Here is a 26,507-nt window from a genome sequence, read left to right on the forward strand (position 1 = left end):
ACCGGCATTGAAAAACCGTTACTCGTGAAAAGAGACGTTCTCCTTCACGCAATCTTACGAGAACTTTACGGAGAAGAGAGGTTCCACGGGCGGTATCTGTTCAAAGGTGGAACGTGCCTGGTCAAGTGTTATCTGGGCTATTACCGTTTCAGCGTTGACCTCGACTTCACGTTTCCGCTGAGGGGCAGGCTCTCCCGCTCGGAGAGGAGGAAGCTGATAAGCTCTGAGGTGAGGTGGCTCTCGGAAAAGCTCTCTTACACCGCTGAAGAACTTGGCTTGGACTTCAGGCCTTTTGAGGGAAAAGCCTACAATCAAAACTTCGTTCACTTTGAGGGGAACGAGAACAGGAAGATAGTCTTTTTCCACCTGTTCATGCCAACGGGTGAGGTCGTGAAGATTGAGGTCAACTTTTTCGAGCCGGTACTGTTTGAGGAAAGGGAAGTACAGGCCAGAACGCTTCTTTGGGGCGTTAAATTGACTAACGACGAAAAGGCATACTTCTTTGAGGAGCTTGAACGGTACTCAGTGCTTCCCGTCATGGCGTATTCTCCTGAGGAGATTCTGGCCGAGAAGATTAGAGCCATTTTAACCCGGAGGATTCAAAAGCTGAGGGATTTCTACGACGTTTTCATGCTTTACAGGGCTGGTTATGATTACTCGAACGTTATTGATGAAGCCATTGAGAAGGTACAGTTTAGTATGAGGTTCAGTCCGACAAGGACCGCTGAAAACCTCCGGGTGAATCTGGAATCCATCCGAGCTGGCAGGTTCAATGTTGACCCAGAGCTCATGGAAAAGGAGCTTGAGCTGGTTCTCACGAAGCCACCCGAATCTGAGTTTCAGGCGTTCATAAAGGACTTTCTGAGTGTTCTTTCTGAACTGGAATTTAATGATTCCCGTCAATGAAAATGATAGAAACGGCAAATTCAAACAATCAGCGACACCAGGTCCCTTATCGCCTTCTCCGGGTCCTTGGCTTTGGTAACACCGCTCGCGAGGAGAACCCCGACGCTTCCGAGCTCAAGAGCCTTCTTCACGTCCTCGCCTGTGCTGATTCCTGCGCCTGTGAGGACCTTAACATTGGGGTTGACCTTCTTGACGAGCTCAACGGTGTCAGTGATGACCTCAGGCTTGGCCTTGCTGACGGGGATTCCCGTGCCTATGAGTTCCGGTGGCTCGACGGCAACGTAGTCCGGGCCGAGAGCCGCGACCGCCGCGGAAACGGCCGGATTGTTTGAACAGACCATCGTCATGAGACCAACTTCTTCCGCCCTTCTAATGCTCGCCTCAAGGTCCGCCAGAATCATTCTGTTCTCGGAGTGGTTGAGGAGCGTTCCTACCGCGCCAGCCTCCTTCACCGCCTCGGGAAGGACGTGGCCGGTGTGGCTTCCGGGTTTAATCGGGTCGATGTGCTGGGCAAAAACGGGAATCTCAACGTTCTCAGCTATCATCCTCAGGTCCGCGAGCTGGGGCGCGACAACTATGGTTATTCCGGTCTCCTTGTAAACCTTTTCCGCGGCCTTTGCTATCTCCAGCGCCCTTTTCCCGGTCGCCTCTATGTAGGTCTTGAAGTTAATCGCTATAATCGGCTCCTTCAGCTTCGCCATGGGTATCACCGTTGGTGTTAAGTCCTTTCCCCTTAAACGTCTTTCGGGGAGTTTCGTTTCCACTGGAGAGGGGCCTGCCAAAAGGGTCTATCAAACCGGCCCTTATCAGCGAGGAGCTTATCTTCGGCCCGAGGGAGCTCCTTATTATTGGAATCACGACTATCTCGAGCGGTCTAAGCCCGCGCTCCTCCCGGGCCCTGTTCACTATCAGGGCGCCCTTGTAGGTCTCCTCGCTGACGACTATGGCTTCGAGGCTCTTCATTTCCCCCGCGAATCCTATCGCGTTGTGGATTTTGATGACGCGGTAGTTTGTATAGCCGTTGACGTCGAAGAACTTGAGCAAATCCCTCAGGCGTAGCTCGTAGGGGAGTATCTTCTCTGCGTAGGGCTTGTCCCTAATCATCTCATCCGAAGTTAAGCCGACGTAAACCACCTTCCCGACCTCGAAGGCTTTTCTGAGCAACGCCTTGTGGCCGAGGTGTAGCCTGTCGAAGGTCCCGCCGACGACGACTTTCCTGAACTTTCTCATGGTTTCCATTAGGTTTGAGAACCAATAAGCTTTTTTATCAGCTCCCGGAGTCCCCTTAGGTGGTGACATGAAGGGGAAGTTTTCCGTTCTGCTGGCAGTTATGATTCTTCTTTCGACGGTTCCCCTGGGGGCTTCGGCGGGTGAGGATAAATCCATCAACCTCTTCGACGTTAGCATCTTCCTCAGGGTTTCCCAGATGAACATAAACGGCTCCCTCGTCTGGGCCGGCTCCTTCACGATTGAGGCAAACCTTGTGAACCGGACGTTCGTTGACTACCTCAACTCTCTCGCAAAGGTTAACGAGACCAACGCCACCAGGGAGTTCGCGAACCTCGTCTACGGCGTCGTTTATGAGAGCTTCAAGGACTTCATTAACGGCCGCCTCTCGGACTCGAACATGAGTGCCGTCATATACGTTCCCCCCGGCGGGCCCGTCCAGGTTACCAGCAAGTGGAAGGCAGTGATACGCTTTACCCTCACCCCGTTCTTCGTGAACGAGGACGGCAAGTACCTGACCTGTCCGTACTACGGTTCTATGAGGATGAAGTTTTTGGGCGTTGTTTATCCGTTCAAGTGGCGCAGGTTCACGCTCGTTCTCCCCAAGGACTACGACATATACACGCTCGTCCCGGCCCCAAAGGAACTCGTTGACAACGTCGCAGTCTGGGAGGACGGTGATTACTTCCCGATGATTAAGCTCTACAACCCCGTCTATCGCCTAGTTCAGTTCCTCAACTCGACAAAGAGATACCTCAGCGTTTCCTTCGACCCCACTGAGGGCCTGGTTTACTTCAACGCGACCTTTGTGGGTGCAAACGCGACGTCCTCTGTTGAGAGCACCCTTCTGACTTCCTTCCGCGAGACAATGCATCCGCTCAGCATCTCCGCGAAGAAGATACCAAACGGCCTCAAGGTGATAGGCGTCGTTAAGCCCCAGGTTTCCGTCAAAAAGAGCTGGCGCTCTGTTCAGTGGCTCGTCGTCGTGAAACTGCCCGGACGCTTCGATAACATAACTGTAATCGGCGGGAAGTACCAGCTGGGGCCTGGGGATACACTCATAATGGAGTTCAAGCAGGAGAGAAACACATACCTCTACGCAATCGCGGGCGCGGGAGTTATACTCATCGCCGGTATTGTCCTTTTCCTGAGGAAACGCTCCCGGGCCTCCGAAGGGCTGGGCGGTGAAAACGAGGAAAAAGGAGCCGAGTCTGTGGGGGAGGCCCGGGAGGAAGGAGTACTCCTGGAGGAAAGTCCTGGGGAGGGTGATGGAGATGAGCCTTGACTTCTTTTTCTATCCCAAGAGCGTTGCCGTCTTCGGCTCCTTCAAGAAAGGTGCGATAGCCTACGAAATCCTCAGGAACATCGTCGAGGGCGGTTTCGAGGGTAAAATAATTCCCGTCAACCCGAAGGGCGGAAGGGTTGAGGTCGCCGGAAGAACCTTCCGAATCCGCGAGAAGCTTGAAGAGCCGGTTGACACCGCCATAATAGCGATTCCCGCCAAGTTCGTTCCCTCCCTAATCGATGAAATCGGCCCGCTCATTAGGGGCGCCGTCGTTATAAGTGCGGGCTTCTCCGAGGTAGGGAACGAGGAGCTTGAGCGCGAGATGGTTGAGAAAGCCAAGAAGCACGGCGTTCGCGTTATAGGCCCCAACTGTGCCGGAATCTTCGGCGTTCATGGCAAGTTCTTCGGCTCCTTCGAGGTTAGAGTTAACCCCGGTGGACTGGCCTTAATCAGCCAGAGCGGGGCCTTTGGCGGTGCGGCGTTGGCGATGGGCAACGACGAGGGGATAGGATTCTCGGCCTTCGTTTCCTATGGAAACGCCTCCGACCTGAACGAGAGCGACTTCCTTGAGTACTTCGCGGACGATGAGAACACCAAGGCGATAGCCCTCTACATCGAGGGAGTTAAGGAGGGCAGGCGCTTCCTGAAGGCCCTCCGCTACGCGAGCGAGAGGAAGCCGGTTATAATCCTCAAGGCCGGAAAGAGCGAGAGCGGGGCTAAAGCGGCGGCAAGCCATACTGGCTCGCTGGCTGGAAGCTACGAAATCTACCGCGCGGCCTTTAAGCAGGCCGGGGCGATAGAGGTCGAGGAGATGGAGGAACTCTTTGATGCGGCCAAAGCCTTCGAGATGTATCCCAGAGCTGGAAAGAGAATTGCCGTAATCACCAACTCCGGAGGACCGGGCGTTTTGGCCACCGACAAGCTCGAAAAGCTCGGCCTTGAAATAGCCAAGCTGAGCGATGAGACCGTCAAGGAGCTCCGCTCCTTCCTTCCGCCTCAGTGCTCCACCAGAAACCCGGTTGACCTTATCGCAGATGCCGACTACGAGCGCTATAAGAGGACGATTGAAGTTGTATGCAAGGACGAGAACGTTGATGCCCTCTTGGTAATCTGCGTCCCGCCGATTTTCATTCCGAGCGAGGAGATAGCCAAAGCCGTAATCGAGGCGAAGTGCGACAAGCCGGTTGTGGTTAACTTCATGGCCGGCGAGCTGGTTCGCGGTGGTGTGAAGCTCTTGGAGGAGAACGGAATCAAGAACTTCCCCACACCGGAGCGCGCGGCAAAGGCCTTGAGGTGGTTGGCGCTTCGTGGATGATTTCCCTACTTTTTGTTTTGAAACGTTTGCCATCCGGTAGCCTTTTATACTCTCACCCTTCATTTTTCGACCGTCATGATAGCGCTCGGTATAGAGGGAACCGCACACACTCTCGGCATAGGCATCGTGACTGAGAAGGAAGTCCTTGCCAACGTATTCGACACTCTCACAACCGAAAAGGGCGGAATCCACCCGAAGGAAGCCGCTGAGCATCACGCGCGCCTTCTCAAGCCCCTTCTCCGGAAGGCCCTTCAGACGGCCGGGATAACGATGGAGGACGTTGACGTTATAGCCTTCTCCCAGGGGCCCGGTCTCGGCCCGGCTCTGAGGGTTGTGGCAACAGCGGCGAGGGCTTTGGCGATAAAGTACGGCAAGCCAATCGTTGGGGTAAACCACTGCATAGCCCACGTCGAGATAACCAAGATGTTCGGGGTTAAGGACCCCGTTGGTTTATACGTGAGCGGAGGGAACACCCAGGTTTTAGCTTTAGAGGGCGGTCGCTATCGCGTCTTCGGCGAGACCCTCGACATAGGCATAGGCAACGCGATAGACACCTTCGCGAGAGAACTTGGCATCGGCTTCCCCGGCGGTCCGAAGATTGAGAAGCTCGCGCTTAAAGGTGAGCGCTACATAGAGCTCCCCTACGCGGTTAAGGGAATGGATTTGAGCTTCTCAGGCGTTCTGACCGAGGCCGTGAGAAAGTACCGCACCGGCAAATACCGCGTCGAGGATTTGGCCTACTCCTTCCAGGAGACGGCCTTCTCCGCTCTGGTCGAGGTCACCGAGAGGGCTTTAGCCCACACCGGTAAAGATGAGGTCGTTCTCGTCGGTGGAGTCGCCGCCAACAACCGCCTCCGCGAGATGCTAAAAATCATGGCCGAGGACAGGGGCGTTGAGTTCTTCGTTCCGCCCTACGACCTCTGCAGGGACAACGGGGCGATGATAGCCTACACCGGTCTGAGGATGTTTAAAGCCGGAATAAGGTTCTCGCTCGACGAAACCATCGTAAAGCAGAAGTTCAGAACGGACGAGGTTGAGGTGACATGGGATTAGCTGTGCCCCTTTATGTCGTTGCAATGGATTTGGTTCTTCTACTGGCAGTAGGGTATGCTCTCGCCTTTATGGCGAGGCGAATGAACCGCTATGACCCCGAATTAAACATGATGGTTAAGTACTCGGTTATATTCCTCTCCATAGCCTTTGTGGGCAGGCTCACGGACTTGATTGATGACTTTTGTTGTACTTCGGATTTCTATTACTTCCAATGGGTGACCTACTTCGTTTCAATAATAGGTGTGATATACTCCGTGGTTTACTACGTTCGTCTCATGGAAAATCGCTACCTTCCTGCTCCACCGAAGGCAGGTCAGAAGTCTGCCCTTGGTGCCCACGTAGTCTTTTCCAAGAACAGACTCCTAGACGTTATCGAGCTCCTGAAGAGTGCTAACTTCCCTGTTCTGGCCGTCACTAGGTCCCCGGGGATGTACGAGGGCTTTGACAACGTCTCAACAGTCTGGGTGACGCAGGTTTCCGGTGGTGTGAATCCCACCGCCTTACACGTTCTTCACGATGTTATTCTCCGTTTCGTTCGTGACAATCCTGGCTCGGCGGTTCTAATAGATTGCGTTGAGTATCTGCTCCTCTACAACGACTTCAGAACGGTCTTCAAGTTCCTCACGAACCTTAAAGACCACGTCGTTCTCCAGCACGGCTCGGGTCTCGTAATCTTCGTTGACGACTCCGTTCTGAGCGAGCAGGAGAAAGCTCTCCTCCTCAAGGAGTTCGAGCCCCTTTAAAACCTCTTCTTTAGCCTCAGCGTGTATTTCGGGTAGATTTCCTTCGTAAAGCGCACGAACTTCGCCTTCCTCGGCGAGAGCTTTATCGTTATCTCGGTTTCGGGGGGCAGGTAGGTGTAGAACTGACCGTCTATGGCGAGCACTATCTCCCTCTTCAGGGCCATGTTGCGAACGTCTATTCTGCTCTCAGCCGGCACTACCATCGGCCTCGAGCTCAGCGCTATCGGCGCGAGGGGAGCTATCACAGTAACGCTGAGCCTCGGGTCAACGAACGGCCCGCCAGCGCTCATCGCGTAGCCGGTTGAGCCTGTGGGAGTAGAGATTATGAGGCCATCCGCCCGAATCTCGTCGGCGAGTCCACCGTCGATATAGTAACGGAGGTGAATTATCTTGCCCGGGATTCCCGTGAGGATTGCAACCTCGTTCAGCGCGTCCGGAACGCTGGCCCTGCCGTCAAGGTAAGTTCTGAGCTTTATGCGCTCGTCTATGTAGTACTCGCCCTCAATCAGCTTGCTTATCGCGAAGAACGTCTCGTGGGGCTCGACCTCCGTGAGGAAGCCGAGGGTGCCCATGTTGACGCCAAGAATGGGGATGTCCCTCTTCGTCTTGTGCTCGACTCTGAGAATGGTTCCGTCACCGCCTATGACGATTATGAAGTCCACGTCGAAGTCCTCGAGCGGGAGAACATCAGCCTCCTCAAACTCCTTCAGGTGCCTGTATGTGTCCTCGTCAACCACAACATCGTAACCGCTGACCTTAAGAAAATCGTAGACGCGGTAGGCCAGCTTCAGGGCCTCTGGCCGGTCCCTTCTCGCAACGACGCCGAACCTCATGGTAATCCCCCTTATCTACGGCCCCTACCAATTAAACCTTTTCTCCTCAGCTTTGCCCCGAAGTGTGTCGTCACGAGGGCCCCGAGGGCCGTTGGAATCCAGTAGGAGATTAGCCTGTCGAGGAGCGTCGCGGTGACGGCTATCTCCTTGTTTATCCCCAGGAGGACGTAGATTCCCGAGTTCACGGTCTCGATTATGCCCGCCCCACCGGGGATGACGCTCAGCATGCCGACCACTATCCCGACCATCTGGACGACCATAACGTCCACGAGGGAAACGGGGTAGTTGATGGCCCGGAAGGCGTAGTAAGTCCGTAAAACCGTGAAGAGCCACGAGGCGGTTGAGTAAACCAGTGCGAGCAGGAAAACGCCCTTGTGTCTAATCAAAAACCTGAAGTCGCTCTGGAACCTCGGCACGTCAACTTCGACCGCTCTCTCAAACCTGTCCCGGTACTTCTCGGCCTTTCCGGGTGCAAGCCTTTCGAAGAGCCTGAAAAACCAGTAGAGGGCCCCCTTTGTTTTCCTCTCGCTCAGCAGGATTCCGAGGGTGAAGAGGATGAGTCCCGCGAAGACCAGGTCAAGCAGTACAAGGACTGCCGTGAGCGAAAGCGAACCGAGCCTGTAAACGTAGGCGGTGGAAAAGGCCAGCATAACCACGACCGGAATCAGGTCGAGGATTCTGTCCATCATAACCGTCGCGAACACTTGGCCGTAGGGCTTCTCCGTTTCCTTCGCCAGGAAGTACATCCTGACGGGCTCTCCACCGCCCCTCGCTCCAGGGGTGACGTTGTTGACGAATATTCCCGCGAGCAAAGCCAGGAGTATCTTCGTGAAGCTCGCCCGCACTCCAAGGGCGTTGAGGAGAACGCGCCAGCGCAGGCCCCACGACAGGAGCCCGAGGACGTACATGAGAACCGCGAGCAGGAAGTAGTCGAGCCTTGCTCCCCGTAGAATCTCCACGACGTCCCTTATCCCGGCCCACCAGAGGAGGAGCGCAATTATCGCTATTCCCACGGCCAGGAGGGAGTACTTCTTCATGCTCACACCTTCCTGAGCCTTGCTATGAAGAAGCCCTGGGTTAAGTGCCTGTTTGGATAGAAGCGCTGAACATTGTCAAGTCCGATTCCTTCGGAGCCTATGAAAACGGCCTGCTCCTCCAGCTTCAGGCCCTTCTCCAGCATGAACCTGACGTTTGCCTCGTTCTCCTCATAGCTCAGCGTGCAGGTCGAGTAAACCAGAACTCCTCCCGGGCGGAGTGACTTTATCGCGGCCCAGATGAAGGCCCTCTGGTAGCGGGCCGTAGCCACTATGTCCCTCGGCGTCCTGCTCTCCCAGAGCTTCGGCCTTATTCCCAGGGCGGTGCACGGGGCGTCGAGGAGTATCTTGTCAGCCTGAAGCCCGAGCTCCGGCAGTTTCCTCGCGTCCATTCTGATGAGCCTGACGTTTTTCACACCGAGCCTTTTCAGTTCCTCCTCCATCTTCCTAAGCCTGTTCCTCGACTTGTCAATCGCGATGATTTCACCCCTGTTCTGAAGGAGTTGCGCTATGTGGCTCGTCTTTCCGCCGGGAGCGGCCGCCATGTCGATTATCAGCTCCTCCTCGCTCGGCTCGAGGACGTGGGCGACCACCATCGAGGGCAGGCTCTGGGCGTAGAAGAGGCCTTCCTTAAAGCTCTCCAGCTCGCTCAAACTGGGAAGTTTGAACTTTGGAGTCGTAACCTCAACGGCCAAACCCCTCGTCGAAACTATCATCTCCTTGGCGCTCATTTTGGCAATCCCAATCCCGACGAGAAGTCCCCTCGGGTCCCTAATCTCGACCTCGTCGCCGGGCCTTATGCTCTTGTCCGCCTGAAGGACTCCCGGCGCGTAGAGGTTCGCCCCCTGGTAGACGCTCTCGCTCGCGAACTTGTTGGCCCTGACGACCTTCAGCCCCGGCTCGTAGTCGTCTGGAAAGTTGGGGCCTTCCCTCTCGAAGTAGATGCCCTCCCTGAGGTAGGGACTCCTCTTCGGCTTCAGTCCCTCCCGCCTGAGGATTCGCATCAGCTTGTCCCTGCTCGTCTTTAGGGTGTTCACTCGGATATAGTACTTCTCGACCGGTGTTCTGAGCGATGCCATTATCTCCTCTGCCTCTTTCCCGAAGAGCTTACGGTAATACTCTTGAAGCTCCGCCGGAAAGGCCTCAAAGGTCGAAGATTTCCCATTCCCTTCCAACGTCAATCAGCCTCTCAAGGCCTTTTTTGAGCGCCTCTAAACTTCCGAAGTTCGCCTCGAACTGGAAGACCTTCTCCCCGCTCCCCTCAATCCTCTCAAGGACCTCCCTCGGCGAGACCCTTCCGTCGCGCCTCCAGTTGTAAACGTCGCTCAGGAAGTTCTCACTCCCGTAGATGAAGCTCCTCGGGAAGAGTTCAAGGAACAGGCTCAAAAAGCCCTCGCTTATCCTCTCCTTTGGAACGGCAACGACGAAGTAGTAGCTCTCGGGCGTCGCACCTACCTCAATCTGGGGCTTTACCTCGAAGGCAGGGTGCGGGTAGTCCATCCTGACCCACTCGCCGTCGAGGAATATGTAGGCTCCAAAGACCTCCTCTACATCTTCCACCTTGAAGCCCTTCTCCGGAAGCTCGGCTTTGAGTTCATCGTTGAGCGTGAATATGTCGTCCCACAGCCGGTTGAGAAACTCGTGGATTTCCTTAACGTTCATTCCCCTCACCGTAAAGAGAAAGGAGAAGCGGGCCTTTAAAAGCTCATCCCCGCGTGAGCTGGGAGAGCGCCTCGTTGATGCCCTCCATTATGTTGGTCTTTACAACCTTCTTCTCGGTTTTGAGCGGTATCTGGACCGTGTTGCCGAGGATGGTCGTCGAGAGCGTTATCTGGACTTCAACGGTGCTCTCCTCGCCGTTCTTCACGTGGAGGGTCCAGACCTTCGGCAGGACGTTCTCATCGAGCTCTATGACGGCTGTGACGGTCGCGTATCCCTTTGCGGGAATGACCGTGGACTTCGGCAGGTAGCCGGTTCCAATCTTGATTCCGTTCGCGTAGAGGTCAAACGTCAGGTTTGCCACCGGAATCGGGAACGAGTTGGGGTTGTAGAACTCCATATCGGCGATGAGTATTCCCCTGTTTCCCTTCTCCCCGCCCCAGCGGACTTTGGTGCTCAGCAGGGCTGGGGTGTACGCGAGGCCTCCAAGGATTGGCTTGCTCTCCGCAGTGAAGTTGAGCTTCCCAAGCAGGTCCATGTGGACGTTGCGCTTCACGCTGAACTTCAGGGGAATCACCTTCAGGAGCCTGCCGTTGAAGGAAATCTTCGCCGTCCCGTTCTGCCCGTTGTTGAGGTAGTCGAAGAGCGCCCTCACGAGGTTGTGGTTGTCTATGCCGAGGACGACGAGAGCGTTTTTCTCTGACAGTTTCACCCTGTCGGTCCATGCAACAGTAAGCCCCATGAAGTTCATCGTGACGTTGTTCATTGAAACCGGGAGGATGATGGGCTTGCTCCATTCGCCCTGGATGACGACCTCGGTGCTTGCCTCGGTCACGTTGCCCCAGCGGGCCGTGAACTTTGGAGGTGAGCTCAGGAGCGCGTAGGCGATGTAGGCCCCCCACAGGAGCAGTGCCAGGAGCACGATTGCAACGAGCTTCTTTATCATTCCAACCACCTTTTCCCACTCTTATCCCTCAATCCTTATAAAAGGTTCCCAGCTTATTTCCCTGGTGGTAGAATGGGGCTGGAGTCCATCTTTTGGGCGTTCTGGTACATCCTTCCCGCTTACGTAGCCAATGCTTCCCCGGTACTCGTTGGAGGGGGGAGGCCGATAGACGGTGGACGGAAATGGAGGGACGGAAAACGGCTTCTCGGCGACGGGAAGACCTGGAGGGGCTTCATCGGTGGTGTCGCTATAGGGACGCTCGTTGGGGTAATCCAGTACTTTATAACGCCGGACTTCTACGGCTCTCTTGTGACTGCCGTTAAGCTGGCCTTCCTGCTATCCTTCGGTGCCCTTGTCGGCGACCTCGTTGGTAGCTTCTTCAAGAGGCGCGCGAACCTTCCGCGCGGTGCCCCGGCGATAGGCCTCGACCAGCTCGGCTTTCTCATAAGCGCCCTGGCCTTCGCCTACCCAGTCAAGACCCTTTCCAGCGGGCAGATTATATTCCTCCTCGTCGTCTCGCCTTTCGTTCACTGGGGGGCCAACTACTTCGCCTATAGAATGGGTTGGAAGAGTGTTCCCTGGTGATTTACTTTTTGCCGTTTCTTCAATAATCTCTTGTGATGGGATACGAGTAATCAAGATTCTGAGAGAAAACTTTTTTAGCAACACTTTTTTCCGATGCTTGGTGGTCATATGAAACGAGGGCTGGGAGTGTTGATTATCGGAATAATGTTAGGTGCCCTGGTTTATGGGGCAATGGTATCGACACCGATGGTTCTGGCGAATGAAGTCAACGGGGACAAAGCGTACGATGACTTCTGGAGAATTCTCAACGATGAGGCTTACCTTGTCGTCGCCTTCAACGAGAGCCTCTACAGCGGCAATCCCAACGCAACCCTTGCCCAAAAGCTAATAGAGAACTCCCGCCAGGGCGAGCTTAACTCAGCAAACATCTCGGCCCAAATCTGGCTCGCGCTTGAGGAGCTTAAAAAATCTGGAGTACAACTATACTATTCCGCCGATGAACTTAGGAAGATGGCCGAGGAGATAAAGAAGAACGGCCTCCCGGCCGAAACGGTAAACGAACTGAAAGCCCAGGGCTGGACAGATGATGAAATCAAGGCACTTGAGGAGTACATTGCCAAGAACGCGGATAACATAACCTCGGGCTTTGACATGGGACGTTTCCTCACCAACTTTTCACAGGCCTTCGTGATGGTCGGCTTCAAGTACGCTGACTACGAAACCTGGGCATTGGAGAAGTGGAAGTGGCCTAATGCCGCTAAGTCCCGTGAAGATGCAATGAGAATCTACGGAAGCGCCAAGAGGCAAATAGTTCCTGACCTTTCGGACCAGTGGTCGGAGTTTTACCATGCCTACCTCTCAGGTGATGTTGGCGGAATGTCATCAGCCCTCGATTCCCTTGCGAAGGGTATGGATTCAATTCTCATTCACTCTAAGTGGACTGCAGTAAGGGATGGAGGTCTAATTTACTTGAGCGGGGATGTAAAGTCCGGCAGTTACTACTGGCCCACTGCCGTTGAGGCTTACAGACAACTTCGCAGGGTTTACGTTTTGGTCAATGCCATGAAACTCGGGAACAACAATCTAGACGTTAAGGCAATGCTCAACAGGGAAGTTGCCGAGCTCAAGGATGCTCTGGTGGTGTACTCTAAGACCATCTCCGAATGGAAATTTAGACCTCCTGAAAATCCACCGATTATAATAGACCCCTGCGAGAAAAATCCCCTAAAGTGCAGAACCATTACTTCCGGGAGCTCTGGTAACTCAGATTATCCCCTAGTCGGTTCTATTTCTAATTTGCAGACCTCCCGCTTAACTTCTGACTACGATATTGCCCTTGATGTGAACAGCAACTACGGCTACATCTCCATAAAAAACGTGAGCGTCGTCGTTGATGACGTTACCTCAACAAAGGCCACTTACCATATCGAGGTCTCCTTCAGGGCCGAGCACAACGCTGTTTCCGACGTTAAAATAAACCTCACAGATTCCAGTGGAAGTGACTCAGTTAAATACTCGATGGTTCATCCCGATGATGGCACTAGATTGTGGAAGAGCAAGAAGTTCACGGTTAACTTCAACGGAAAAACACAGGTTACCGTAAGCGGAACCGTTAAAATCAGCTACCTTTCAACTCCCACACCGCTTCCGATGTCAAACCCCTCACAGCCAACCGTTTCGTCCTCTAGCTCAAGTTCCGATGTCCAGGTTGCTGTAAAAAGTTACTCCAAAACTATAACAGCAAACCTTAGTATTGGCCCCTCTAAGGTGTTCTTTGAGATAGTTCCGTCCAAAACAGAGATAACCGAGGGGTCTTCGGTGTCCTTCACAATCAAAATCAGGAACGAGAATGATGTGCCGATTTCGGGTCAGTGGAGCTTTCACGCTTCCTACAAGGACAGCAGTTACAAAACCCACTCCTTTGACAGGAGTGGCTCCGTTACAGTCCAGGCCCACGACACGGTGAGCATCTCAGTTGGTCCAGTGGTATACCCTGTTCATGGAACCTACGGTTATTCGGGAATCTTTAAGTTTGGGCCCAATCTGATGTACTCAAGGGATAACAGTAGTGAGATAGTTGTCGTTGCTAGTTCCGGCACTCCATCGCCTTCGCCTACTCCGTCCGCGGGGAGCCTTAGGATAGTCAGCGTATCTCCTGAGCCTGCCCATCCGAAGGCGGGTGATACCGTTAAGTTTAACGTTAAGATTGACAGCAGTTATTCGAGCACTCAGAGGGCCCTGGTTAAGCTGTACATTGATGATGAGCTTAAGGATTCGAAAGAACTTAACGTTGGTACCTCTGGCGCTTCGGTGACTCTGCACTGGCTTGCCGTTGCTGGGGAGCATTCTTACACTGTTAAGGTTTACAGGCTCGTGAATGGGCAGGAGCTGTGGGAGGACTCGCGGAGTGGGAAGATTAATATTATCTCCGGTTCTAATACCAGTCATGTTGAGATAATATCCATTGAATGTCCCGAGAAAGTCAGTATTCCTGGAGAGCTATGGTGTTCAGTGATTGTGAACAATCCTTTAAGTGCCAACATTGATGTTACTGCTAGGATTAGAATGGACGGAGAGTTAATTGATTTAAGTAGAACTCTAGGCAATACCAATCCCACGCTAAACCCTGGAAGGAAGGAGTTTCGTATTGGAGTCAACATAAACAACGATTTAGCTCAGAATGAATTCAATTATGGCAGTTTTCTTGATTTTTTGGATTCAGAAATTGTAACAAAAGAGAACTGTGGACACAGAGTTTCAAAATGCCAAGTTTTTAAATGGCTTCCCACTCCACATGCTTTCAGCATCGAGATCTACAATGACAACCAGCTTTTAGATTCAACCGAAACAACAGTAACACTAACTTACGGAAACTATTATGAGAAGAAATTTATGGAATATTATGTAGCTCCCTTGGCGTCTGGAGCCACTGCTGGGGCCGCAACAGCATTAGCAGAAGTAAGCGTCAGTGCTGGCATTAGTGCTGCAAAGGTTACCGCGATAACAAGTGTAATAGTGGAAGTGTACAACATACTTAAGCAACATTTGGGGGGTGATTCAAATTAGGATAAGAGTGTATCTCTTAATTTTCTTTTCAGTATTCTTTCTTGAAAGTGTTTTCTGGGGAAATATAGTTGATGGTTTAATCCCGGCGTTTTTAAGTATTCTTGTTATTTACTTCCTTGATTCCAAGGGGAAGATTAAACGTCCATTATTGCGGTTTAAGGAACCATACATCATCGGGAACTCAACCGAAATCGAATACCTGACCCCAGAAGAACTGGAGAGAAGACTACAGAACGGAAAAGGGAACAAAAACCATAAGCCGTAGTGGGGACTCTAAAGTAGTTATCCCCTGTTGACAGTCAAGACGGAAGCACGAATGGGTGGTGGAAATCTTGGAAGATGTGAAACTTAGGAATTCAGGGAGCGGGGAATTGATATTTTGAAACATTAATGTTAGAGAAGACCATCAGTCGTTTGCCGGGATTGGGCTTAACTGAGGCTATCTTTTTAGTTGTGCTGTATGTTGGAATCATAGCTTAGCTCTTAGAAGTCTTTTATCCCTGAGTTTATGAAGCTGAAAATGGTAACTCACACAATTTAGAGGAATAATTTATTAATTGCCATGTGTTAAAATCGTGGGGTGGTGATTAGTGGGCAACCTCACGTTCAAGGTACTCCTCCTGCTTCCCCTGTACCTCTTATCAATGGAGGCCCTTATTCACATCTATGCCCAAAGCTTTGATTTTTCGTTTGTTGTTATACTCTTGATGCTCCTGCTCTGGAGCGTTGAAGTCTGGTGGATATTTAAGAACGGAAGTGAGGCCATGCCCCTTTCGGTGTTGTTAGTGAGCGCCTTTGTTGCTTTTTATCTGAGCTATGTGGTTGATAAGCCCCTCAAACTCAGTGTTTACGGAAAAAACGCCCTGTGGGCCTTTCTCTATGCCTATGCAATCAGGGATGGTTACCTGAGGTCATTGAAAGAAGCGGGTGAGAACGCCTCGATGGCTGGACAGGGATAATGACGTACTAAAACCGGGAGGTGAGTGAATGAACTGCCCCGACCCTGATAGAGTCTTTCTCGTTGCGATACTCTACAACCTACTCCTGATTCCAATTGCGATTGTCTTATCTTCTGTCTTCAACGTTTCGGCCAACTGGGCTTTTGTCCTCTTCAACGTGATTATGCTTACCCTCGCCCTGATTTCAACGACTCCCGGCAGAATTCCCGATTCGACGGTGATGAACTCCTTTTCACTCCCGTTTATGTTCTCGCGCTCTTGGAGTCCTTCGTCCTCAACTGGAGTGACCTGACGATTTATACCCTCGCACTCTGGGGTGCTCTCCTCGGTGTTTCATCGGGGATTATCGCGTGAATTGTTAGGGACACCGTTGTTTCAAGCGAGAAAGCGGAGAAAGTCTTTTACTCAGTTCTCATTGTTCTCTCGTGGCTCTTTTTTTACAGGTCACCTCTCGTTGCGCTCTCATACACTCTCTACGCGGTCTATGCCTGCTCGGCTCCGAGGGAACTTCTATGGGGTGTACGGAGGAACGATAAGATTATTTATGGATTACTCTGAGGTGGACCTTGGAAAAAGCGCTCTCCGCGATTTTCCTGCCGATGCCTGGGGGTGGAAGAAATAAACCTGCCCAGCAACCCTTTTTAACTTCCTCTCCAACTTTCCCCGGTGGTCGAGATGAAGGTTACCGTTCGCTACTTCGCCCGCTACCGCTCCCTCGTCGGCAAGAGCGAGGAGGAACTTGAGGTCCCCGACGGGATAACGGTGCGGGAGCTTATAGAAATCCTCAAGGAGAGGCACCCAGTTCTCAAGAACGAGGTCTTCGCCGAGGACGATGACTTGGCCGACGTCAACGTCTCGCGGAATGGTCGCTACGTCCGCTTCGACGAGATTCTGAGGGACGGGGATATAGTTGCGATATTCCCCCCTGTGAGCGGTGGTTGAGATGCTGAGCGAGAGGGAACTGGAAAGATACGACAGGCAGATAATGATTTTTGGGGAGGAAGGGCAGGAGAAGCTGAAGAGAGCCAAGGTGGCCGTCGTCGGCGTTGGCGGTCTCGGAAGTCCGGTAGCTTATTACCTTGCTTCTGCCGGAATCGGGACGCTCCTTCTCATAGACGAGCAGAAGCCCGAGTTAAGCAACCTCAACAGGCAGATACTCCACTGGGAGGAGGATTTAAACAAGAACCCCAAGCCCCTCTCGGCGAAGTGGAAGCTTGAGAGGTTTAACTCCGACATAAGGATAGAGACCTTCGTCGGGAAGCTCACGGCGGAGAACGTTGAGGAAGTCCTTGAAGGCGTTGACGTCATCGTTGACTGCCTCGACAACTTCGAGACGCGCTTTCTTCTCGACGACTACTCGCAGAAAAAGGGTATCCCTCTTGTTCACGGGGCCGTCGAGGGGACGTTCGGTCAGGTGACGACGATAGTTCCCGGAAAGACGAAGAACCTGCGCGAGATTTTTCCGAGTGTCAGGGAAAAGAAGGGGAAGTTCCCCATAATCGGGGCAACCGCAGGTGTCGTCGGCTCAATCCAGGCGATGGAGGTCATAAAGCTCCTCACGGGTCTCGGCGAGCCACTTCTCAACAGGCTCCTCCTCGTGGACCTGGCCTACAACACCTTCGACGTCGTCGAGCTCAGGTAGACGGCGCCTTCACGTCCTCCTTTTTGTTGACCGAGGTTATTCTTATGGTTCCCTTCCAGAGGCCCCTTTCCGTGACCTTGATTTCCCCACCGATGCCGTTCGTGGTCGTCGTCGCGAGGATTCCGTAGGTGAGCTTCATTCCCGTGAAGCCCTTCTCCGTGAAGTACAGCTCGGCCGTTGCGTCGGTCACCGTGGTGTTCATCTCCGGCGTTGTGAAGTAGAGCCCCGCCAGCGGGAGGATGAGCTCCTCCGGAACGGAATACACCAGGACGAGGGTGCCGTTTTCTGTGTAGTTGCCCACCGGCTTGAGCTTCAGCAGTTCCCTCGCGAGAGAAACGGGGTTGACACGCCAGAAGGCGGTGTTGTTCTCAACAGTCACGTTTCCGAAGTTCTCAACGTAAACCTTCTTTCCGATTACAACCCAGGTCGTGTTAAGGGTCACGTTATCGGGCAGCGTGGTCGTCCTCGTCTGTATTCTTGCCTTCATCCCATCGAGGTCGACGTATCCCCTCTCCTCTATGACGAGGCTGACGTTGGTCTGCTGGGTTATGTTGCCGGCCGTCATGTTTATCCTGAGTTCAACGCTCGCGTTTTCGGTGTATGTGTACTGTTTTATCTCCTGAAGTGCCTGGAACGGGTTAATCGATGTTTTCTCAGCGGATGTGGCCGTCGACGTAACGCTTGAGGTGCTTTGGGTTGAGCCGGTCTGGGATGCGGTTGGAGACTGAGTTTGAGGGGTGGTTCCTCCAATGCATCCAGCGGAGATTGCGATGAGTACCAGCAGTAGCACAGTGAGTTTCCTCATGCCCTCACCCCTCCCCGCTCAGAGATGAAAACTTTAAACCTTCCGGAGGTACTCCCTTAGGTGGTCGTCGTGAAGGTTAGACTGACGAAGGAACCCTTCAGCGTTGATGAGGCGATAAAGCTCCTCCGCGTCCCGGAGAGCGGGGCCTACGTTGTCTTTCTCGGCCAGGTCAGGAACGAGAGTCACGGGAAGAAGGTTCACAAGCTCATTTACGAGGCCTACCCTGAGATGGCTGAGGCAGAGATGGCCAGAATAAGGGAGGAGGCGCTGTCGCGTTTCCCGATTCTCGACATGCTAATATGGCACCGCTACGGTGAGTTGCCCGTTGGTGAGGACACGATTCTCATAGTGGCCAGCGCGAAGCACAGGAAGGAAGCTTTTGAGGCCTGTTCGTGGGCGATAGACGAGGTCAAGAAACGGGTCCCCGTGTGGAAGCGTGAAGTTACCGACGAGGGAACCTTCTGGATTGAGGGTGACAGGCAGATTCCCGAATGACTTTTCCGTTTTTTGCATACTATCTTGAATGGTTAGCAAAATCCGAATAGAAAAAGTATAAATATGGTTTTTCCTACCGTTCTATGGTGGGCGGTAATGGAGAGGGCTGTTCATGCAGGTTCGGTGTTTCAAACCATTCCGACTCAGTCGGTGGTTAGTGTCGCCAAGCCCCCGTGGTCAAGTAAGAACCACAACGGTAAGCTCGAGAGGCTCATCCTTCAGATTGGCGCCGGTAAGGGGAAGTTCTCAGAGGTTGGAGGAATCCCCAGGTCCATCGGTTGCATTGGTAACAACAGGTTCATCCTCCGCAGGGAGCCGATGAGCCTTGAGAGAATGAAGGAGCTAATCCTTGAGTTCAGGAAACTCGGCGGAAAGGAACTCTGGCTGACCAACTACGACAACGTCGAGACACTTCTGGCCCTTGCAGTGTTCGCGAGTGAGCTTGAGTTCCCGGAGGTCTATGCCGTCGTCCTCATAGACGACCTTGACAAGGTTACGCCCATTGAAGGCGTCAACTTCATTGCGGAACTCAGCTATCCGGAGCACACCCTCGACGAGCTCTCGGCGTACCCCTGGCTCCACGGCGCCCTCGTCGTCGTTCCTCCTGAAGAGCTCCGCGCCGGTTCGTTCCTCGGCAACTTCAACGGTGAGGTCTACCTGGACGTTCTCTTCCCGGGTTCGGCCAGGGGACTCAACTTCAACGTCATCGAGCTTCGCAGAATCTACAATCCCAGCACCGAGCGCTACCACGACTGCCTTGCCGGAACCGTCGCCGTTACTGCCGAGGGCTACGTTCTGCCCTGCCCGCTCCTCAGGAACTACGTGGTGGGTGACCTCACCAGGATGACCCTCAAGGAGGCCGTCAGGAAGAAGAGGCTGAGGGCGTTCTGGAAGATGACGAAGGACAAGATAGAGGCCTGCTCTACCTGCCCGTTCAAGTACATCTGCCACGACTGCAGGGCCCTTGAGTACCAGGCGACCGGCGAGATAGACGGCATGGAGTACTGCCCGATGCTCCTCTAAAACTCAAGGATTGACCGGTACCCGCTTCCGTCCTTCTTTACCATCCTCTGGAACGCGGTCTTCTTGTTGTTGTCGTTGAGCTCCTTGAAGGACTGCTCGAAGTACTCAACGAGGAGCTTCTCAACGTAGGCGCTGAATTCGAGCACCTTTCCGCCCATGTCCTCCCTTGACGAGAAGAACCACTCAAGGAGATAGCCCCTCCCTGGGAGGTAGCCAACTGAAATCTCGTAGTCCTTGAACTTGTCGAGAACTTCCTCTTTGAGCTCGCTCGCTATTCCAATCACGCCCCTGTCGTGGACGTTCATGTCGACCAGGGGGAAGAACCCGACGAGGAGTTTCTTCTCCTGAAGTCTGTTTATCATGTACCTTATCGTCGGTCTCGTCTTCCCGAGGCGCTCCGCTATCCTCTTCATTGGTGTTCTCGCGTCCCACTTCAGGATGTCCATGAGGATTGCGTAGTCGTAGCTCAGCTCCCAGTCGCCCCACTCCTTGGGCTTCTTCGGCGGGGGATAGGCCCAGACCTCGTAGTACTCGAAGTCGTCTGAGTACTTGGCGAGCATCTCGTCTATGTCCTTCACCTGGTCCTTCGGGACGTAGAATATCACCGAGAGCCCGTTTTTGAAGCCGAAGGCAGGATTAACGTAGCCGATGAAGGGGTTCTTGGTCATTCTGAGGGCGACTTCAATCAGTCTATCCGCCGGAACGCTCAGAAATCCCACGAAGCTCTTCAGCCCAAGAAGCCTTATGTTGTAGGTCGCGCTCACGACGAGGTACTTGCCGTAGTATCTGTCGTAAATCCTTTTCAACCTGTAGTAATCCAACCCCTCGGCTGACGCTATCTTCCTGAGGCTTTCGAGGGGGTACTTGCTCAGAAGCTCAACGAGGAACTCTATTTCATCCTCTTTTACACCGCCCATTATCGGCACCACCGGGGCGGAAAAAGTTATATCGTTGGAGTATTAAATTCTTCCGGTGGTGCCCATGGTGAAGATAGAGGTAGTTGACATTGAAAAACCCGAGGGGGTCGAAGTCATAATCGGACAGGGTAACTTCTCGATATTCACCGTTGATGACCTCGCGAGAGCCCTTCTCACGGCCGTCCCGGGAATAAAGTTCGGCATAGCCATGAACGAGGCGAAACCACAGCTGACCCGCTACACCGGAAACGACAAGGAGCTTGAAGAGCTAGCCGCGAAGAACGCCGTGAAAATCGGCGCGGGCCACGTCTTCGTAATCCTAATGAGGAACGCCTTTCCGATAAACGTCCTCAACACCGTCAAGAACCACCCAGCTGTGGCGATGGTCTACGGCGCCAGTGAGAACCCCTTCCAGGTCATCGTTGCCGAGACCGACCTCGGACGGAGCGTCCTTGGAGTGGTTGACGGCAAGGCCGCGAACAAGATTGAGACCGAGGAGCAGAGGAAGGAGCGCAGGGAGCTCGTTCAGAAAATCGGCTACACCATCGACTAAACCTTTTAACCCCTCTTTTCTTCTCTTCTCCGGTGGTCTCATGAGGCTGGCGTTCATAACCTCCAACCTCGGCAAGGTTGAGGAAGCCAGGAAGTACTTCGAGCCCCTTGGGGTTGAGGTCTACCAGCTCCACTTTGAGTATCCTGAGATACAGGCGGACACCCTTGAGGAGGTTGCAGAATACGGCGCGAAATGGCTGGCTGAGAGAATTGAGGGCCCCTTCTTCCTCGACGACTCGGGCCTCTTCGTAGAGGCGCTCAAGGGCTTTCCCGGGGTCTACTCGGCCTACGTTTACAAGACCCTTGGCTACAACGGAATCCTCAAGCTCCTTGAGGGCGAGACGAACAGAAAAGCTTACTTCAAGAGCGTCATAGCCTACTGGGACGGCGAGCTTCACATCTTCACTGGAAGGGTGGACGGCGAGATAACGACCGAGCCGAGGGGAAGCGGCGGCTTCGGCTTTGACCCAATCTTCAAGCCCGATGGATTCGATAAGACCTTTGCCGAAATGACAACCGAGGAGAAGAACGAAATCTCCCACAGGGGACGGGCGCTGAGGGCCTTTGCCCAATGGCTAAGGGAAAACCTTTAAATAAGCCTTCTCATCAATCCCATGCGATTGTAGTTGAATAGGTGACGAAGGGGGTCGCGATGACGGGCAACCTTGATGCCATCGACCTTAGGCTTTTGAAGGAACTGCGCGAGAACGCGAGGGAGAACATAGCGAGCCTCAGCAAGAAGCTTGGAATACCGAGGACGACGGTCCACTACAGGATTAAGCGCCTTCTCGACGAGGGCATAATAGAGAAGTTCACGGTGAAGCCCAACTACAAGAAGCTCAACCTGGGCACGACGGCCTTCATACTCGCCAGATACGACCCCGACTCCGGCTTGACCCAGAGGCAGGTCGCCGAGAGGATAGCGGCACTCGAAGGTGTCTACGAGGTTCACATAATAGCCGGTGAGTGGGACCTTCTCATAAAGGTCCGCGCCCCCAGCTCTGAGGAAGTCGGTAAAATCGTCGTTGACAAGCTTAGGGAAATAAAGGGTGTCGGTCAGACGGTAACCATGGTGTCCTTCGTTACGGTTAAAGAGGAGCTCTGAGGCTTTAGGGCGATGATTGGCGTTCTCCTTTCTGATTTATGATGATGCGAGGTTTGATGAGCCCTACATAACGCAGCACTCGTAGATTATCTCGACGTTCCTCACTGTTTTCGCCCACTCGATGACCTTCCTCGGCGGATTCGTCAATCTGTCAACTCCTTTCAGAACCGCCCCCCTGTCGAATTCCACCCGCCATCTTCCCGTTGGCCGCATGCAGCCTATGCTCAGCTCCCCGTCAAAGCGCTCGCGCGCGTACTCGACGACCTTCAGGCTCTCCTCAACGCCCGGTTTCGGGACGTTTTCCATCTCCGTCCCCTTCGTCGGGATGAGAACGTCCAGCACTAGGACGTCTATCGGGTACTGAGCGAGGAGGTCAATCGCCCGGTACTCCCAGTGGATTCTCCCGAAGTCAAGGCCTATCGTTATGTGGGGCGCCACGCGGATTCCGTTCTCGGTGAGAAGTTCAACTATGCGAAGGTAATCTTCTACGGTTTTGTCTATCCTGTAAACTCGCCTTATCACGCCGTCATCGCCGACGAAGTCGAGGGAGACGACATCAACGTATTTCAACCACTCCAAATCGCTCTCGTCTATGAATCCGACGTGGGCGTTGAGCTTCAGGTTCGTTCTCCTCTTAATCTCCCTCACTTCGTCCGCGTACTTGTCAATCGGCACCTTCAGGCGTGAATCCATCCCCCCGCTGAGCAGACAGCCCCGCCCGCCGGAGCGCTCAAGGTCGAGGCAGAAGTTCAGGAGCTCCTTTCGCGTTGGCTTCTTCATGCCCTCGAGGTAGTGCCTCCCGCAGTGGGCGCAGTTGAGCGCGCAGTAGTTTCCGGTGAGAGAGATTGATGGAAACTTAACTCCAGGAATGTAAATTTTTAATTTCTTCATTTAACTCACCCCTGGGGGTTGTAGGGGGCGGAGCCCCCTCCGGTGTTTAAAGGAGAAGGAAGGGTTTGGATACTTTTGAGCTTTCTTTCCCTCATCAAAGCACCCGGATGGAATGAGAAGAGAGGGTTAAAACTCTAACTGGACGTTTGTGGGAAAATGGTAAAAGCAAGAAAAGGTAATCAGAGGAACGGGTTGCGGAACTTCTTGCCCGGATATATCGCCACTCCTTCAAGCTCCTCCTCTATGCGGATGAGCTGGTTGTACTTGGCGTTCCTGTCGCTTCTGGCTGGAGCGCCGGTCTTTATCTGGCCGGCGTTGATGGCAACGGCTATGTCGGCTATAGTGCTGTCCTCGGTCTCTCCGCTCCTGTGGGAGACAACGACTCCATAGCCGGCCCTAAAGGCGGTGTAGGCGGCATCTATCGCCTCGCTCAGCGTTCCAATCTGGTTGACCTTGAGGAGGAGCGCGTTTGCTGCGCCGAGCTCGATGCCCTTCCTTATCCTCTTCGGGTTGGTGACGAAGAGGTCGTCGCCGACTATCTGTACCTTCCTTCCGAGTTCCTTCGTTATCTCGACGAAGCCCTCCCAGTCCTCCTCGTGGAACGGGTCCTCAATCGAGACTATCGGGTACTTGCTCACGAGTTCCTTGTAGAGCTCAAGGAGCTCTCCGCGGTCGTACTCCTTTCCACCAACGACGTACTTGCCGAGCTTCTCGTCGTAGAACTCGCTTGAGGCCGGGTCGAGGGCGAAGGCTATCTCGTCGCCGACCTTGTAGCCGGTCTCCTCGATGGCCTCGGTGAGGAGGTCGAGGGCCTCGCTCGGCTCCTTGAGTGGCGGGGCGAATCCGCCCTCGTCGCCGACGTTGACGGCGTTCTTGCCGTACTTCTCGGCTATGACCTTCTTGAGGGTGTGGTAGGTCTCGGAGACCCACATTATTCCCTCGCGGAAGCTCTTAGCCCCAACGGGCATTATCATGAACTCCTGGAAGTCCAGCTCGTTGCCGGCATGCACACCTCCGTTGATGACGTTGCTCATCGGAACCGGCATGACGTAGGCGTTGGTTCCGCCGATGTACTGGTAGAGGGGCAACCCGAGGGCGTTCGCGGCGGCCTTGGCAACGGCCAGGGAAACGCCGAGGATTGCGTTGGCGCCGAGGTTGCTCTTGTTCTCGGTACCGTCGAGCTCAATCATGAGCATGTCAATGTCCCTCTGCCAGGTGACGTCCATTCCAATGATTTCTGGTGCTATAATCTTGTTGACGTTCTCAACCGCCCTCCTGACGCCCTTTCCGTGGAAGCGCTTTCCGCCGTCGCGGAGCTCGACCGCTTCGTGGGTTCCGGTTGAGGCACCGCTTGGAACCGCGGCACGTCCCATGCTGACGGGGGTGTAAACCTCGACCTCAACGGTTGGGTTTCCCCTGCTGTCGAGGATTTCCCTCGCTATAACCGCCGTAATCTCGAACGGGTTCTCCATGCTAATCACCTCGGGTGATATTTTTCCTTCCCCAAATATAAAGTTGGCGATGGGCTTTTAAACTGCCCCGTTGAGGCCGGAACATGGACTGGAAGAGGAAGCTCCGGGAGGAGGGTTACATCGAGCTCGAAGGCATTAGAATCGAGCTGAGCCTCGACAACACCTTCATGGACATCGACTACATTCCGAGGATTCTCGTCTACTCCGAGGAAACCGGGCGCTGGCACGTCCTCAGGAACCCCATTCCCAAGGGCAGAACGCTGGAGGAGAACTGGGACAACGCGGTTAAGGTTCTTGAGGCCATAGCTCGGGGAGAGGTCAAACCTGACCTCGGGGAGCCTAAGATAGAAAAGCGGCTGACATCGGTGCTGAAAAAGCTGGATGCGCTTTGAAAATTCTCCATGCTTCGGGTTTTTCTCCAAACGGGGGAGAGAAAACGCTAAATAGTTCTTCCAAGCTACCGACTTTAGGTGGTCATTGATGGACGCCCGTGAGATTGCACGCTACATAGACCATACCAACCTCAAGCCCTACGCGACAAGGGAGGACATCATAAAGCTCTGCGATGAGGCGATTCAGTACGGCTTCTACGCTGTCTGTGTTAACCCCTACCGCGTCAAGCTCGCTAAGGACTACCTGCGCGAGAAGCAGGTAGACGTCAAGGTCGCGAGCGTCATCGGCTTCCCCCTCGGCGCGACGCCGACCGAGGTTAAGGTCTTTGAGGCGAGGAAAGCCCTTGAGGACGGTGCCGACGAGCTCGACATGGTCATCAACATAGGTGCCCTCAAGGATAAGGACTACGACTACGTGAAGAGGGACATAGAGGAGGTCGTCAAGGTAGCCCACGAGAGAGGGGCAAAGGTCAAGGTCATAATCGAGACCTGTTACCTCACCGAGGAGGAGAAGGTCAAGGCCTGTGAGCTGGCCAAAGAGGCCGGAGCGGACTTCGTGAAGACCTCGACCGGTTTCGGAACTGGGGGAGCGACGGTTGAGGACGTCAGGCTGATGAGGAAGGTAGTTGGTTCAGAGATGGGCGTTAAAGCGGCCGGCGGAATCAGAACCTACGAGCAGGCCGTTGAGATGATTGAGGCCGGGGCCAGCAGGATTGGAACATCGAGTGGTGTAAAAATTGTGGAAGGTGCCCCGAAATGAACGAGCTCAGGGAAGTCGTCCTGAGGGCGATTGAGGAGCTTAAGAACGATGGCATGAACCCTGACGTCATGCTTGCGGGGCCGGGATTTATCGAGCACTCCAAGGATTTCCTCACGGGTCTCGGGCTTAAGATTTACCGCATAGAAGAGCTTGGCTACGATGCGGTTATTGCCGACTCGGCCTACCTTGGTCAGATTAAGAAGGCTTCGCGCAGGATTTCTGTTGAGCCGTTCCTTGAAGAAAAAAGGGTCTGGGAAGAAATAGAGAAGCTTGATGTTTAAAGCAGGCTCTCGATTTCTGGATACCTTTTCTTTATTGCGTTTGCTAGCCCCGTGCCGACGACTATTCCAGTAACCGCCTGTACAAGGTTCACTGGAAGCTCGGAGTACGCCGCGGCGAAACCGAAGGCGTAGTACTCGAAGACGAAGTAGCCGGAGACCATTAGGATTCCACCTATCGTCCCTGCTACTATGAGGCCTGCCGTCCCCTCAAGCTTCTGGGATATGTAGCCAACGGCAAGACCCTCAATGCCCTTGATAACCAGTGTTATCGGTGCCCATCCGGGATAGCCGGATATGACGTCTCCAAGCGCCGAGCCGACGCCTCCCGCAAAGGCCCCTATGACGGGTCCGAAGACCATTGCCACAAACATAACCATCGTGTCGCCGAAGTTTATGTATCCGTTAGTCGCCGGCACGGGTATGTTCACAACCTTCGTGGCGACGGCAACGAGAGCGGTTGAAATCCCCGCAACGGCAACAACGTTGACGCTCCTGAATTTCTCGCGGTTTAACCAGAGGTATAGCCCGAACAGGCCTATTGCAACCGCGAAGGCATAGGGCGCGTACCTTGAGAGTTCAACGAGTGCCTCGTCCATTCAACCACCGGAATAGAAAAGGGAG

At 53.8% G+C, this 26,507-nt stretch carries 31 protein-coding genes and 1 pseudogene; 20 read left to right on the plus strand and 12 right to left on the minus strand.

The features are described 5' to 3' along the window. The first annotated feature begins 24 nt into the window (after window positions 1-24). The gene (locus BD01_RS08825; protein WP_169730291.1) at window positions 25-906 is read left to right on the plus strand and encodes a nucleotidyl transferase AbiEii/AbiGii toxin family protein; all 882 of its coding nucleotides are present in this window, start codon (window positions 25-27) and stop codon (window positions 904-906) included. A gap of 20 nt (window positions 907-926) precedes the next feature. Here the strand turns inward: BD01_RS08825 and tpiA are convergent, their stop codons facing one another. Together tpiA and coaD are read right to left on the minus strand one after the other, a co-directional pair. After that, complete coding sequence (gene tpiA, locus BD01_RS08830; protein ID WP_042692116.1) at window positions 927-1,607, minus strand: triose-phosphate isomerase; 681 nt, start codon at window positions 1,605-1,607, stop codon at window positions 927-929. A gap of 67 nt (window positions 1,608-1,674) precedes the next feature. After that, window positions 1,675-2,136 (minus strand): annotated as a pseudogene (gene coaD / locus BD01_RS08835) (phosphopantetheine adenylyltransferase); the annotation flags it as partial. Window positions 2,137-2,203: 67 nt separating this feature from the next. On the opposite strand from coaD, the gene BD01_RS08840 reads away from it, so the two are divergent. The 4 genes from BD01_RS08840 (at window position 2,204) to BD01_RS08855 (ending at window position 6,529) form a co-directional block, all read left to right on the plus strand. Then, the gene (locus tag BD01_RS08840) at window positions 2,204-3,418 is read left to right on the plus strand and encodes a hypothetical protein (RefSeq protein ID WP_042692118.1); all 1,215 of its coding nucleotides are present in this window, start codon (window positions 2,204-2,206) and stop codon (window positions 3,416-3,418) included. Further along, the gene (locus BD01_RS08845) at window positions 3,408-4,733 is read left to right on the plus strand and encodes an acetate--CoA ligase family protein (RefSeq protein WP_042692120.1); all 1,326 of its coding nucleotides are present in this window, start codon (window positions 3,408-3,410) and stop codon (window positions 4,731-4,733) included. The genes BD01_RS08840 and BD01_RS08845 overlap by 11 nt, the downstream gene beginning before the upstream one ends. A gap of 75 nt (window positions 4,734-4,808) precedes the next feature. Further along, window positions 4,809-5,786, plus strand: a complete 978-nt coding sequence (locus tag BD01_RS08850) for a bifunctional N(6)-L-threonylcarbamoyladenine synthase/serine/threonine protein kinase (protein WP_042692122.1) — start codon at window positions 4,809-4,811, stop codon at window positions 5,784-5,786. Then, window positions 5,777-6,529: a DUF835 domain-containing protein gene (locus BD01_RS08855; RefSeq protein WP_042692124.1), complete on the plus strand. Its 753-nt coding sequence runs from the start codon at window positions 5,777-5,779 to the stop codon at window positions 6,527-6,529. Before BD01_RS08850 ends, BD01_RS08855 begins: the two co-directional genes overlap by 10 nt. Here the strand turns inward: BD01_RS08855 and BD01_RS08860 are convergent. The 5 genes from BD01_RS08860 to BD01_RS08880 are packed head-to-tail and all read right to left on the minus strand — an operon-like array spanning window position 6,526 to window position 11,001. Then, window positions 6,526-7,362, minus strand: a complete 837-nt coding sequence (locus BD01_RS08860; protein ID WP_042692126.1) for an NAD(+) kinase — start codon at window positions 7,360-7,362, stop codon at window positions 6,526-6,528. The genes BD01_RS08855 and BD01_RS08860 overlap by 4 nt on opposite strands. Before the next feature lie 11 nt (window positions 7,363-7,373). Continuing rightward, entirely contained in the window at window positions 7,374-8,399 is a 1,026-nt protein-coding gene (locus BD01_RS08865) for a flippase-like domain-containing protein (RefSeq protein ID WP_042692128.1), read from the minus strand. A 2-nt stretch (window positions 8,400-8,401) separates the two neighbouring features. Continuing rightward, a complete protein-coding gene (locus BD01_RS08870) occupies window positions 8,402-9,571 on the minus strand; it encodes an RsmB/NOP family class I SAM-dependent RNA methyltransferase (RefSeq protein WP_042692129.1) in 1,170 nt (389 codons plus the stop codon). Next, entirely contained in the window at window positions 9,540-10,058 is a 519-nt protein-coding gene (locus tag BD01_RS08875; RefSeq protein ID WP_042692131.1) for a DUF3201 domain-containing protein, read from the minus strand. Before BD01_RS08875 ends, BD01_RS08870 begins: the two co-directional genes overlap by 32 nt. Window positions 10,059-10,101: 43 nt before the next feature. Further along, window positions 10,102-11,001, minus strand: a complete 900-nt coding sequence (locus BD01_RS08880) for an LEA type 2 family protein (RefSeq protein ID WP_042692133.1) — start codon at window positions 10,999-11,001, stop codon at window positions 10,102-10,104. 72 nt (window positions 11,002-11,073) lie between these two features. Here BD01_RS08880 and BD01_RS08885 point away from each other — a divergent pair, with 72 nt between their 5' ends. The 7 genes from BD01_RS08885 to BD01_RS08915 all read left to right on the plus strand — a co-directional run bounded on the left by BD01_RS08885 (window position 11,074) and on the right by BD01_RS08915 (window position 17,193). Beyond that, window positions 11,074-11,586, plus strand: coding sequence for a CDP-2,3-bis-(O-geranylgeranyl)-sn-glycerol synthase (locus tag BD01_RS08885; protein ID WP_042692135.1), 513 nt, complete (start codon window positions 11,074-11,076; stop codon window positions 11,584-11,586). A gap of 129 nt (window positions 11,587-11,715) precedes the next feature. Then, entirely contained in the window at window positions 11,716-14,592 is a 2,877-nt protein-coding gene (locus tag BD01_RS08890) for a hypothetical protein (RefSeq protein WP_156927403.1), read from the plus strand. 7 nt (window positions 14,593-14,599) lie between these two features. Continuing rightward, the gene (locus tag BD01_RS08895; protein ID WP_042692140.1) at window positions 14,600-14,857 is read left to right on the plus strand and encodes a hypothetical protein; all 258 of its coding nucleotides are present in this window, start codon (window positions 14,600-14,602) and stop codon (window positions 14,855-14,857) included. A gap of 325 nt (window positions 14,858-15,182) precedes the next feature. Next, window positions 15,183-15,551, plus strand: coding sequence for a hypothetical protein (locus BD01_RS08900; protein ID WP_042692143.1), 369 nt, complete (start codon window positions 15,183-15,185; stop codon window positions 15,549-15,551). A gap of 28 nt (window positions 15,552-15,579) precedes the next feature. Continuing rightward, window positions 15,580-15,843: a hypothetical protein gene (locus BD01_RS08905; RefSeq protein ID WP_042692145.1), complete on the plus strand. Its 264-nt coding sequence runs from the start codon at window positions 15,580-15,582 to the stop codon at window positions 15,841-15,843. Between the two features lie 383 nt (window positions 15,844-16,226). Further along, window positions 16,227-16,493, plus strand: coding sequence for a ubiquitin-like small modifier protein 1 (locus BD01_RS08910; RefSeq protein WP_042692148.1), 267 nt, complete (start codon window positions 16,227-16,229; stop codon window positions 16,491-16,493). Between the two features lies 1 nt (window position 16,494). Further along, a complete protein-coding gene (locus tag BD01_RS08915; RefSeq protein WP_042692149.1) occupies window positions 16,495-17,193 on the plus strand; it encodes a ThiF family adenylyltransferase in 699 nt (232 codons plus the stop codon). On the opposite strand, the gene BD01_RS08920 is transcribed toward BD01_RS08915, so the two are convergent. Beyond that, window positions 17,186-17,998: a hypothetical protein gene (locus BD01_RS08920; RefSeq protein ID WP_042692151.1), complete on the minus strand. Its 813-nt coding sequence runs from the start codon at window positions 17,996-17,998 to the stop codon at window positions 17,186-17,188. The two genes, BD01_RS08915 and BD01_RS08920, sit on opposite strands and share 8 nt — an antisense overlap. A 69-nt stretch (window positions 17,999-18,067) precedes the next feature. Here BD01_RS08920 and BD01_RS08925 point away from each other — a divergent pair, with 69 nt between their 5' ends. Together BD01_RS08925 and BD01_RS08930 are read left to right on the plus strand one after the other, a co-directional pair. Continuing rightward, window positions 18,068-18,493, plus strand: coding sequence for a molybdenum cofactor biosynthesis protein MoaE (locus BD01_RS08925; protein ID WP_084606336.1), 426 nt, complete (start codon window positions 18,068-18,070; stop codon window positions 18,491-18,493). 96 nt (window positions 18,494-18,589) lie between these two features. After that, window positions 18,590-19,516 carry an SPASM domain-containing protein gene (locus BD01_RS08930; protein WP_042692155.1) on the plus strand — a complete coding sequence of 309 codons (927 nt, stop codon included), beginning with the start codon at window positions 18,590-18,592 and terminating at the stop codon, window positions 19,514-19,516. Here the strand turns inward: BD01_RS08930 and BD01_RS08935 are convergent. Then, window positions 19,513-20,433, minus strand: coding sequence for an Lrp/AsnC family transcriptional regulator (locus tag BD01_RS08935; protein WP_042692156.1), 921 nt, complete (start codon window positions 20,431-20,433; stop codon window positions 19,513-19,515). The two genes, BD01_RS08930 and BD01_RS08935, sit on opposite strands and share 4 nt — an antisense overlap. 64 nt (window positions 20,434-20,497) lie before the next feature. Here BD01_RS08935 and BD01_RS08940 point away from each other — a divergent pair, with 64 nt between their 5' ends. Genes BD01_RS08940 through BD01_RS08950 form a run of 3 tightly spaced genes read left to right on the plus strand, consistent with a single transcriptional unit; the run spans window position 20,498 to window position 22,090 of the window. Beyond that, entirely contained in the window at window positions 20,498-20,986 is a 489-nt protein-coding gene (locus tag BD01_RS08940) for an adenosine-specific kinase (RefSeq protein WP_042692162.1), read from the plus strand. A gap of 40 nt (window positions 20,987-21,026) precedes the next feature. After that, entirely contained in the window at window positions 21,027-21,578 is a 552-nt protein-coding gene (locus tag BD01_RS08945; protein ID WP_042692163.1) for an XTP/dITP diphosphatase, read from the plus strand. Window positions 21,579-21,637: 59 nt separating this feature from the next. Then, window positions 21,638-22,090, plus strand: a complete 453-nt coding sequence (locus tag BD01_RS08950) for an Lrp/AsnC family transcriptional regulator (RefSeq protein WP_042692165.1) — start codon at window positions 21,638-21,640, stop codon at window positions 22,088-22,090. A gap of 63 nt (window positions 22,091-22,153) precedes the next feature. On the opposite strand, the gene BD01_RS08955 is transcribed toward BD01_RS08950, so the two are convergent. Both BD01_RS08955 and eno read right to left on the minus strand, forming a co-directional pair. Continuing rightward, window positions 22,154-22,981 carry a radical SAM protein gene (locus tag BD01_RS08955; protein ID WP_042692166.1) on the minus strand — a complete coding sequence of 276 codons (828 nt, stop codon included), beginning with the start codon at window positions 22,979-22,981 and terminating at the stop codon, window positions 22,154-22,156. A gap of 179 nt (window positions 22,982-23,160) precedes the next feature. Next, window positions 23,161-24,453, minus strand: a complete 1,293-nt coding sequence (eno, locus tag BD01_RS08960; protein ID WP_042692167.1) for a phosphopyruvate hydratase — start codon at window positions 24,451-24,453, stop codon at window positions 23,161-23,163. A gap of 83 nt (window positions 24,454-24,536) precedes the next feature. Between eno and BD01_RS08965 the strand changes: the two genes are divergently transcribed. The 3 genes from BD01_RS08965 (at window position 24,537) to BD01_RS08975 (ending at window position 25,886) form a co-directional block, all read left to right on the plus strand. After that, window positions 24,537-24,845, plus strand: coding sequence for a hypothetical protein (locus BD01_RS08965; RefSeq protein ID WP_042692170.1), 309 nt, complete (start codon window positions 24,537-24,539; stop codon window positions 24,843-24,845). Between the two features lie 88 nt (window positions 24,846-24,933). After that, entirely contained in the window at window positions 24,934-25,605 is a 672-nt protein-coding gene (deoC, locus tag BD01_RS08970; RefSeq protein WP_042692175.1) for a deoxyribose-phosphate aldolase, read from the plus strand. Then, complete coding sequence (locus tag BD01_RS08975) at window positions 25,602-25,886, plus strand: family 4B encapsulin nanocompartment shell protein (RefSeq protein ID WP_042692177.1); 285 nt, start codon at window positions 25,602-25,604, stop codon at window positions 25,884-25,886. Before deoC ends, BD01_RS08975 begins: the two co-directional genes overlap by 4 nt. Here the strand turns inward: BD01_RS08975 and BD01_RS08980 are convergent. Continuing rightward, window positions 25,883-26,482: an ECF transporter S component gene (locus BD01_RS08980; protein WP_042692179.1), complete on the minus strand. Its 600-nt coding sequence runs from the start codon at window positions 26,480-26,482 to the stop codon at window positions 25,883-25,885. The genes BD01_RS08975 and BD01_RS08980 overlap by 4 nt on opposite strands. Window positions 26,483-26,507 lie beyond the last annotated feature (25 nt).

It is taken from the genome of Thermococcus nautili (genome assembly GCF_000585495.1).
Lineage (GTDB): Archaea > Methanobacteriota_B > Thermococci > Thermococcales > Thermococcaceae > Thermococcus > Thermococcus nautili.

Coding starts and splice junctions, on each gene's coding strand:
- BD01_RS08935 (WP_042692156.1), bottom strand. CDS start 20,433: ATGGGCGGTGTAAAAGAGGATGAAATAGAGTTCCTCGTTGAGCTTCTG.
- BD01_RS08955 (WP_042692166.1), bottom strand. CDS start 22,981: ATGAAGAAATTAAAAATTTACATTCCTGGAGTTAAGTTTCCATCAATC.
- BD01_RS08920 (WP_042692151.1), bottom strand. CDS start 17,998: ATGAGGAAACTCACTGTGCTACTGCTGGTACTCATCGCAATCTCCGCT.
- BD01_RS08880 (WP_042692133.1), bottom strand. CDS start 11,001: ATGATAAAGAAGCTCGTTGCAATCGTGCTCCTGGCACTGCTCCTGTGG.
- BD01_RS08980 (WP_042692179.1), bottom strand. CDS start 26,482: ATGGACGAGGCACTCGTTGAACTCTCAAGGTACGCGCCCTATGCCTTC.
- BD01_RS08940 (WP_042692162.1), top strand. CDS start 20,498: ATGGTGAAGATAGAGGTAGTTGACATTGAAAAACCCGAGGGGGTCGAA.
- BD01_RS08855 (WP_042692124.1), top strand. CDS start 5,777: ATGGGATTAGCTGTGCCCCTTTATGTCGTTGCAATGGATTTGGTTCTT.
- BD01_RS08950 (WP_042692165.1), top strand. CDS start 21,638: ATGACGGGCAACCTTGATGCCATCGACCTTAGGCTTTTGAAGGAACTG.
- BD01_RS08930 (WP_042692155.1), top strand. CDS start 18,590: ATGGAGAGGGCTGTTCATGCAGGTTCGGTGTTTCAAACCATTCCGACT.
- BD01_RS08865 (WP_042692128.1), bottom strand. CDS start 8,399: ATGAAGAAGTACTCCCTCCTGGCCGTGGGAATAGCGATAATTGCGCTC.
- eno (WP_042692167.1), bottom strand. CDS start 24,453: ATGGAGAACCCGTTCGAGATTACGGCGGTTATAGCGAGGGAAATCCTC.
- BD01_RS08845 (WP_042692120.1), top strand. CDS start 3,408: ATGAGCCTTGACTTCTTTTTCTATCCCAAGAGCGTTGCCGTCTTCGGC.
- BD01_RS08875 (WP_042692131.1), bottom strand. CDS start 10,058: ATGAACGTTAAGGAAATCCACGAGTTTCTCAACCGGCTGTGGGACGAC.
- BD01_RS08975 (WP_042692177.1), top strand. CDS start 25,602: ATGAACGAGCTCAGGGAAGTCGTCCTGAGGGCGATTGAGGAGCTTAAG.
- tpiA (WP_042692116.1), bottom strand. CDS start 1,607: ATGGCGAAGCTGAAGGAGCCGATTATAGCGATTAACTTCAAGACCTAC.
- BD01_RS08885 (WP_042692135.1), top strand. CDS start 11,074: ATGGGGCTGGAGTCCATCTTTTGGGCGTTCTGGTACATCCTTCCCGCT.
- BD01_RS08905 (WP_042692145.1), top strand. CDS start 15,580: ATGAACTGCCCCGACCCTGATAGAGTCTTTCTCGTTGCGATACTCTAC.
- BD01_RS08915 (WP_042692149.1), top strand. CDS start 16,495: ATGCTGAGCGAGAGGGAACTGGAAAGATACGACAGGCAGATAATGATT.
- deoC (WP_042692175.1), top strand. CDS start 24,934: ATGGACGCCCGTGAGATTGCACGCTACATAGACCATACCAACCTCAAG.
- BD01_RS08850 (WP_042692122.1), top strand. CDS start 4,809: ATGATAGCGCTCGGTATAGAGGGAACCGCACACACTCTCGGCATAGGC.
- BD01_RS08910 (WP_042692148.1), top strand. CDS start 16,227: ATGAAGGTTACCGTTCGCTACTTCGCCCGCTACCGCTCCCTCGTCGGC.
- BD01_RS08860 (WP_042692126.1), bottom strand. CDS start 7,362: ATGAGGTTCGGCGTCGTTGCGAGAAGGGACCGGCCAGAGGCCCTGAAG.
- BD01_RS08965 (WP_042692170.1), top strand. CDS start 24,537: ATGGACTGGAAGAGGAAGCTCCGGGAGGAGGGTTACATCGAGCTCGAA.
- BD01_RS08840 (WP_042692118.1), top strand. CDS start 2,204: ATGAAGGGGAAGTTTTCCGTTCTGCTGGCAGTTATGATTCTTCTTTCG.
- BD01_RS08945 (WP_042692163.1), top strand. CDS start 21,027: ATGAGGCTGGCGTTCATAACCTCCAACCTCGGCAAGGTTGAGGAAGCC.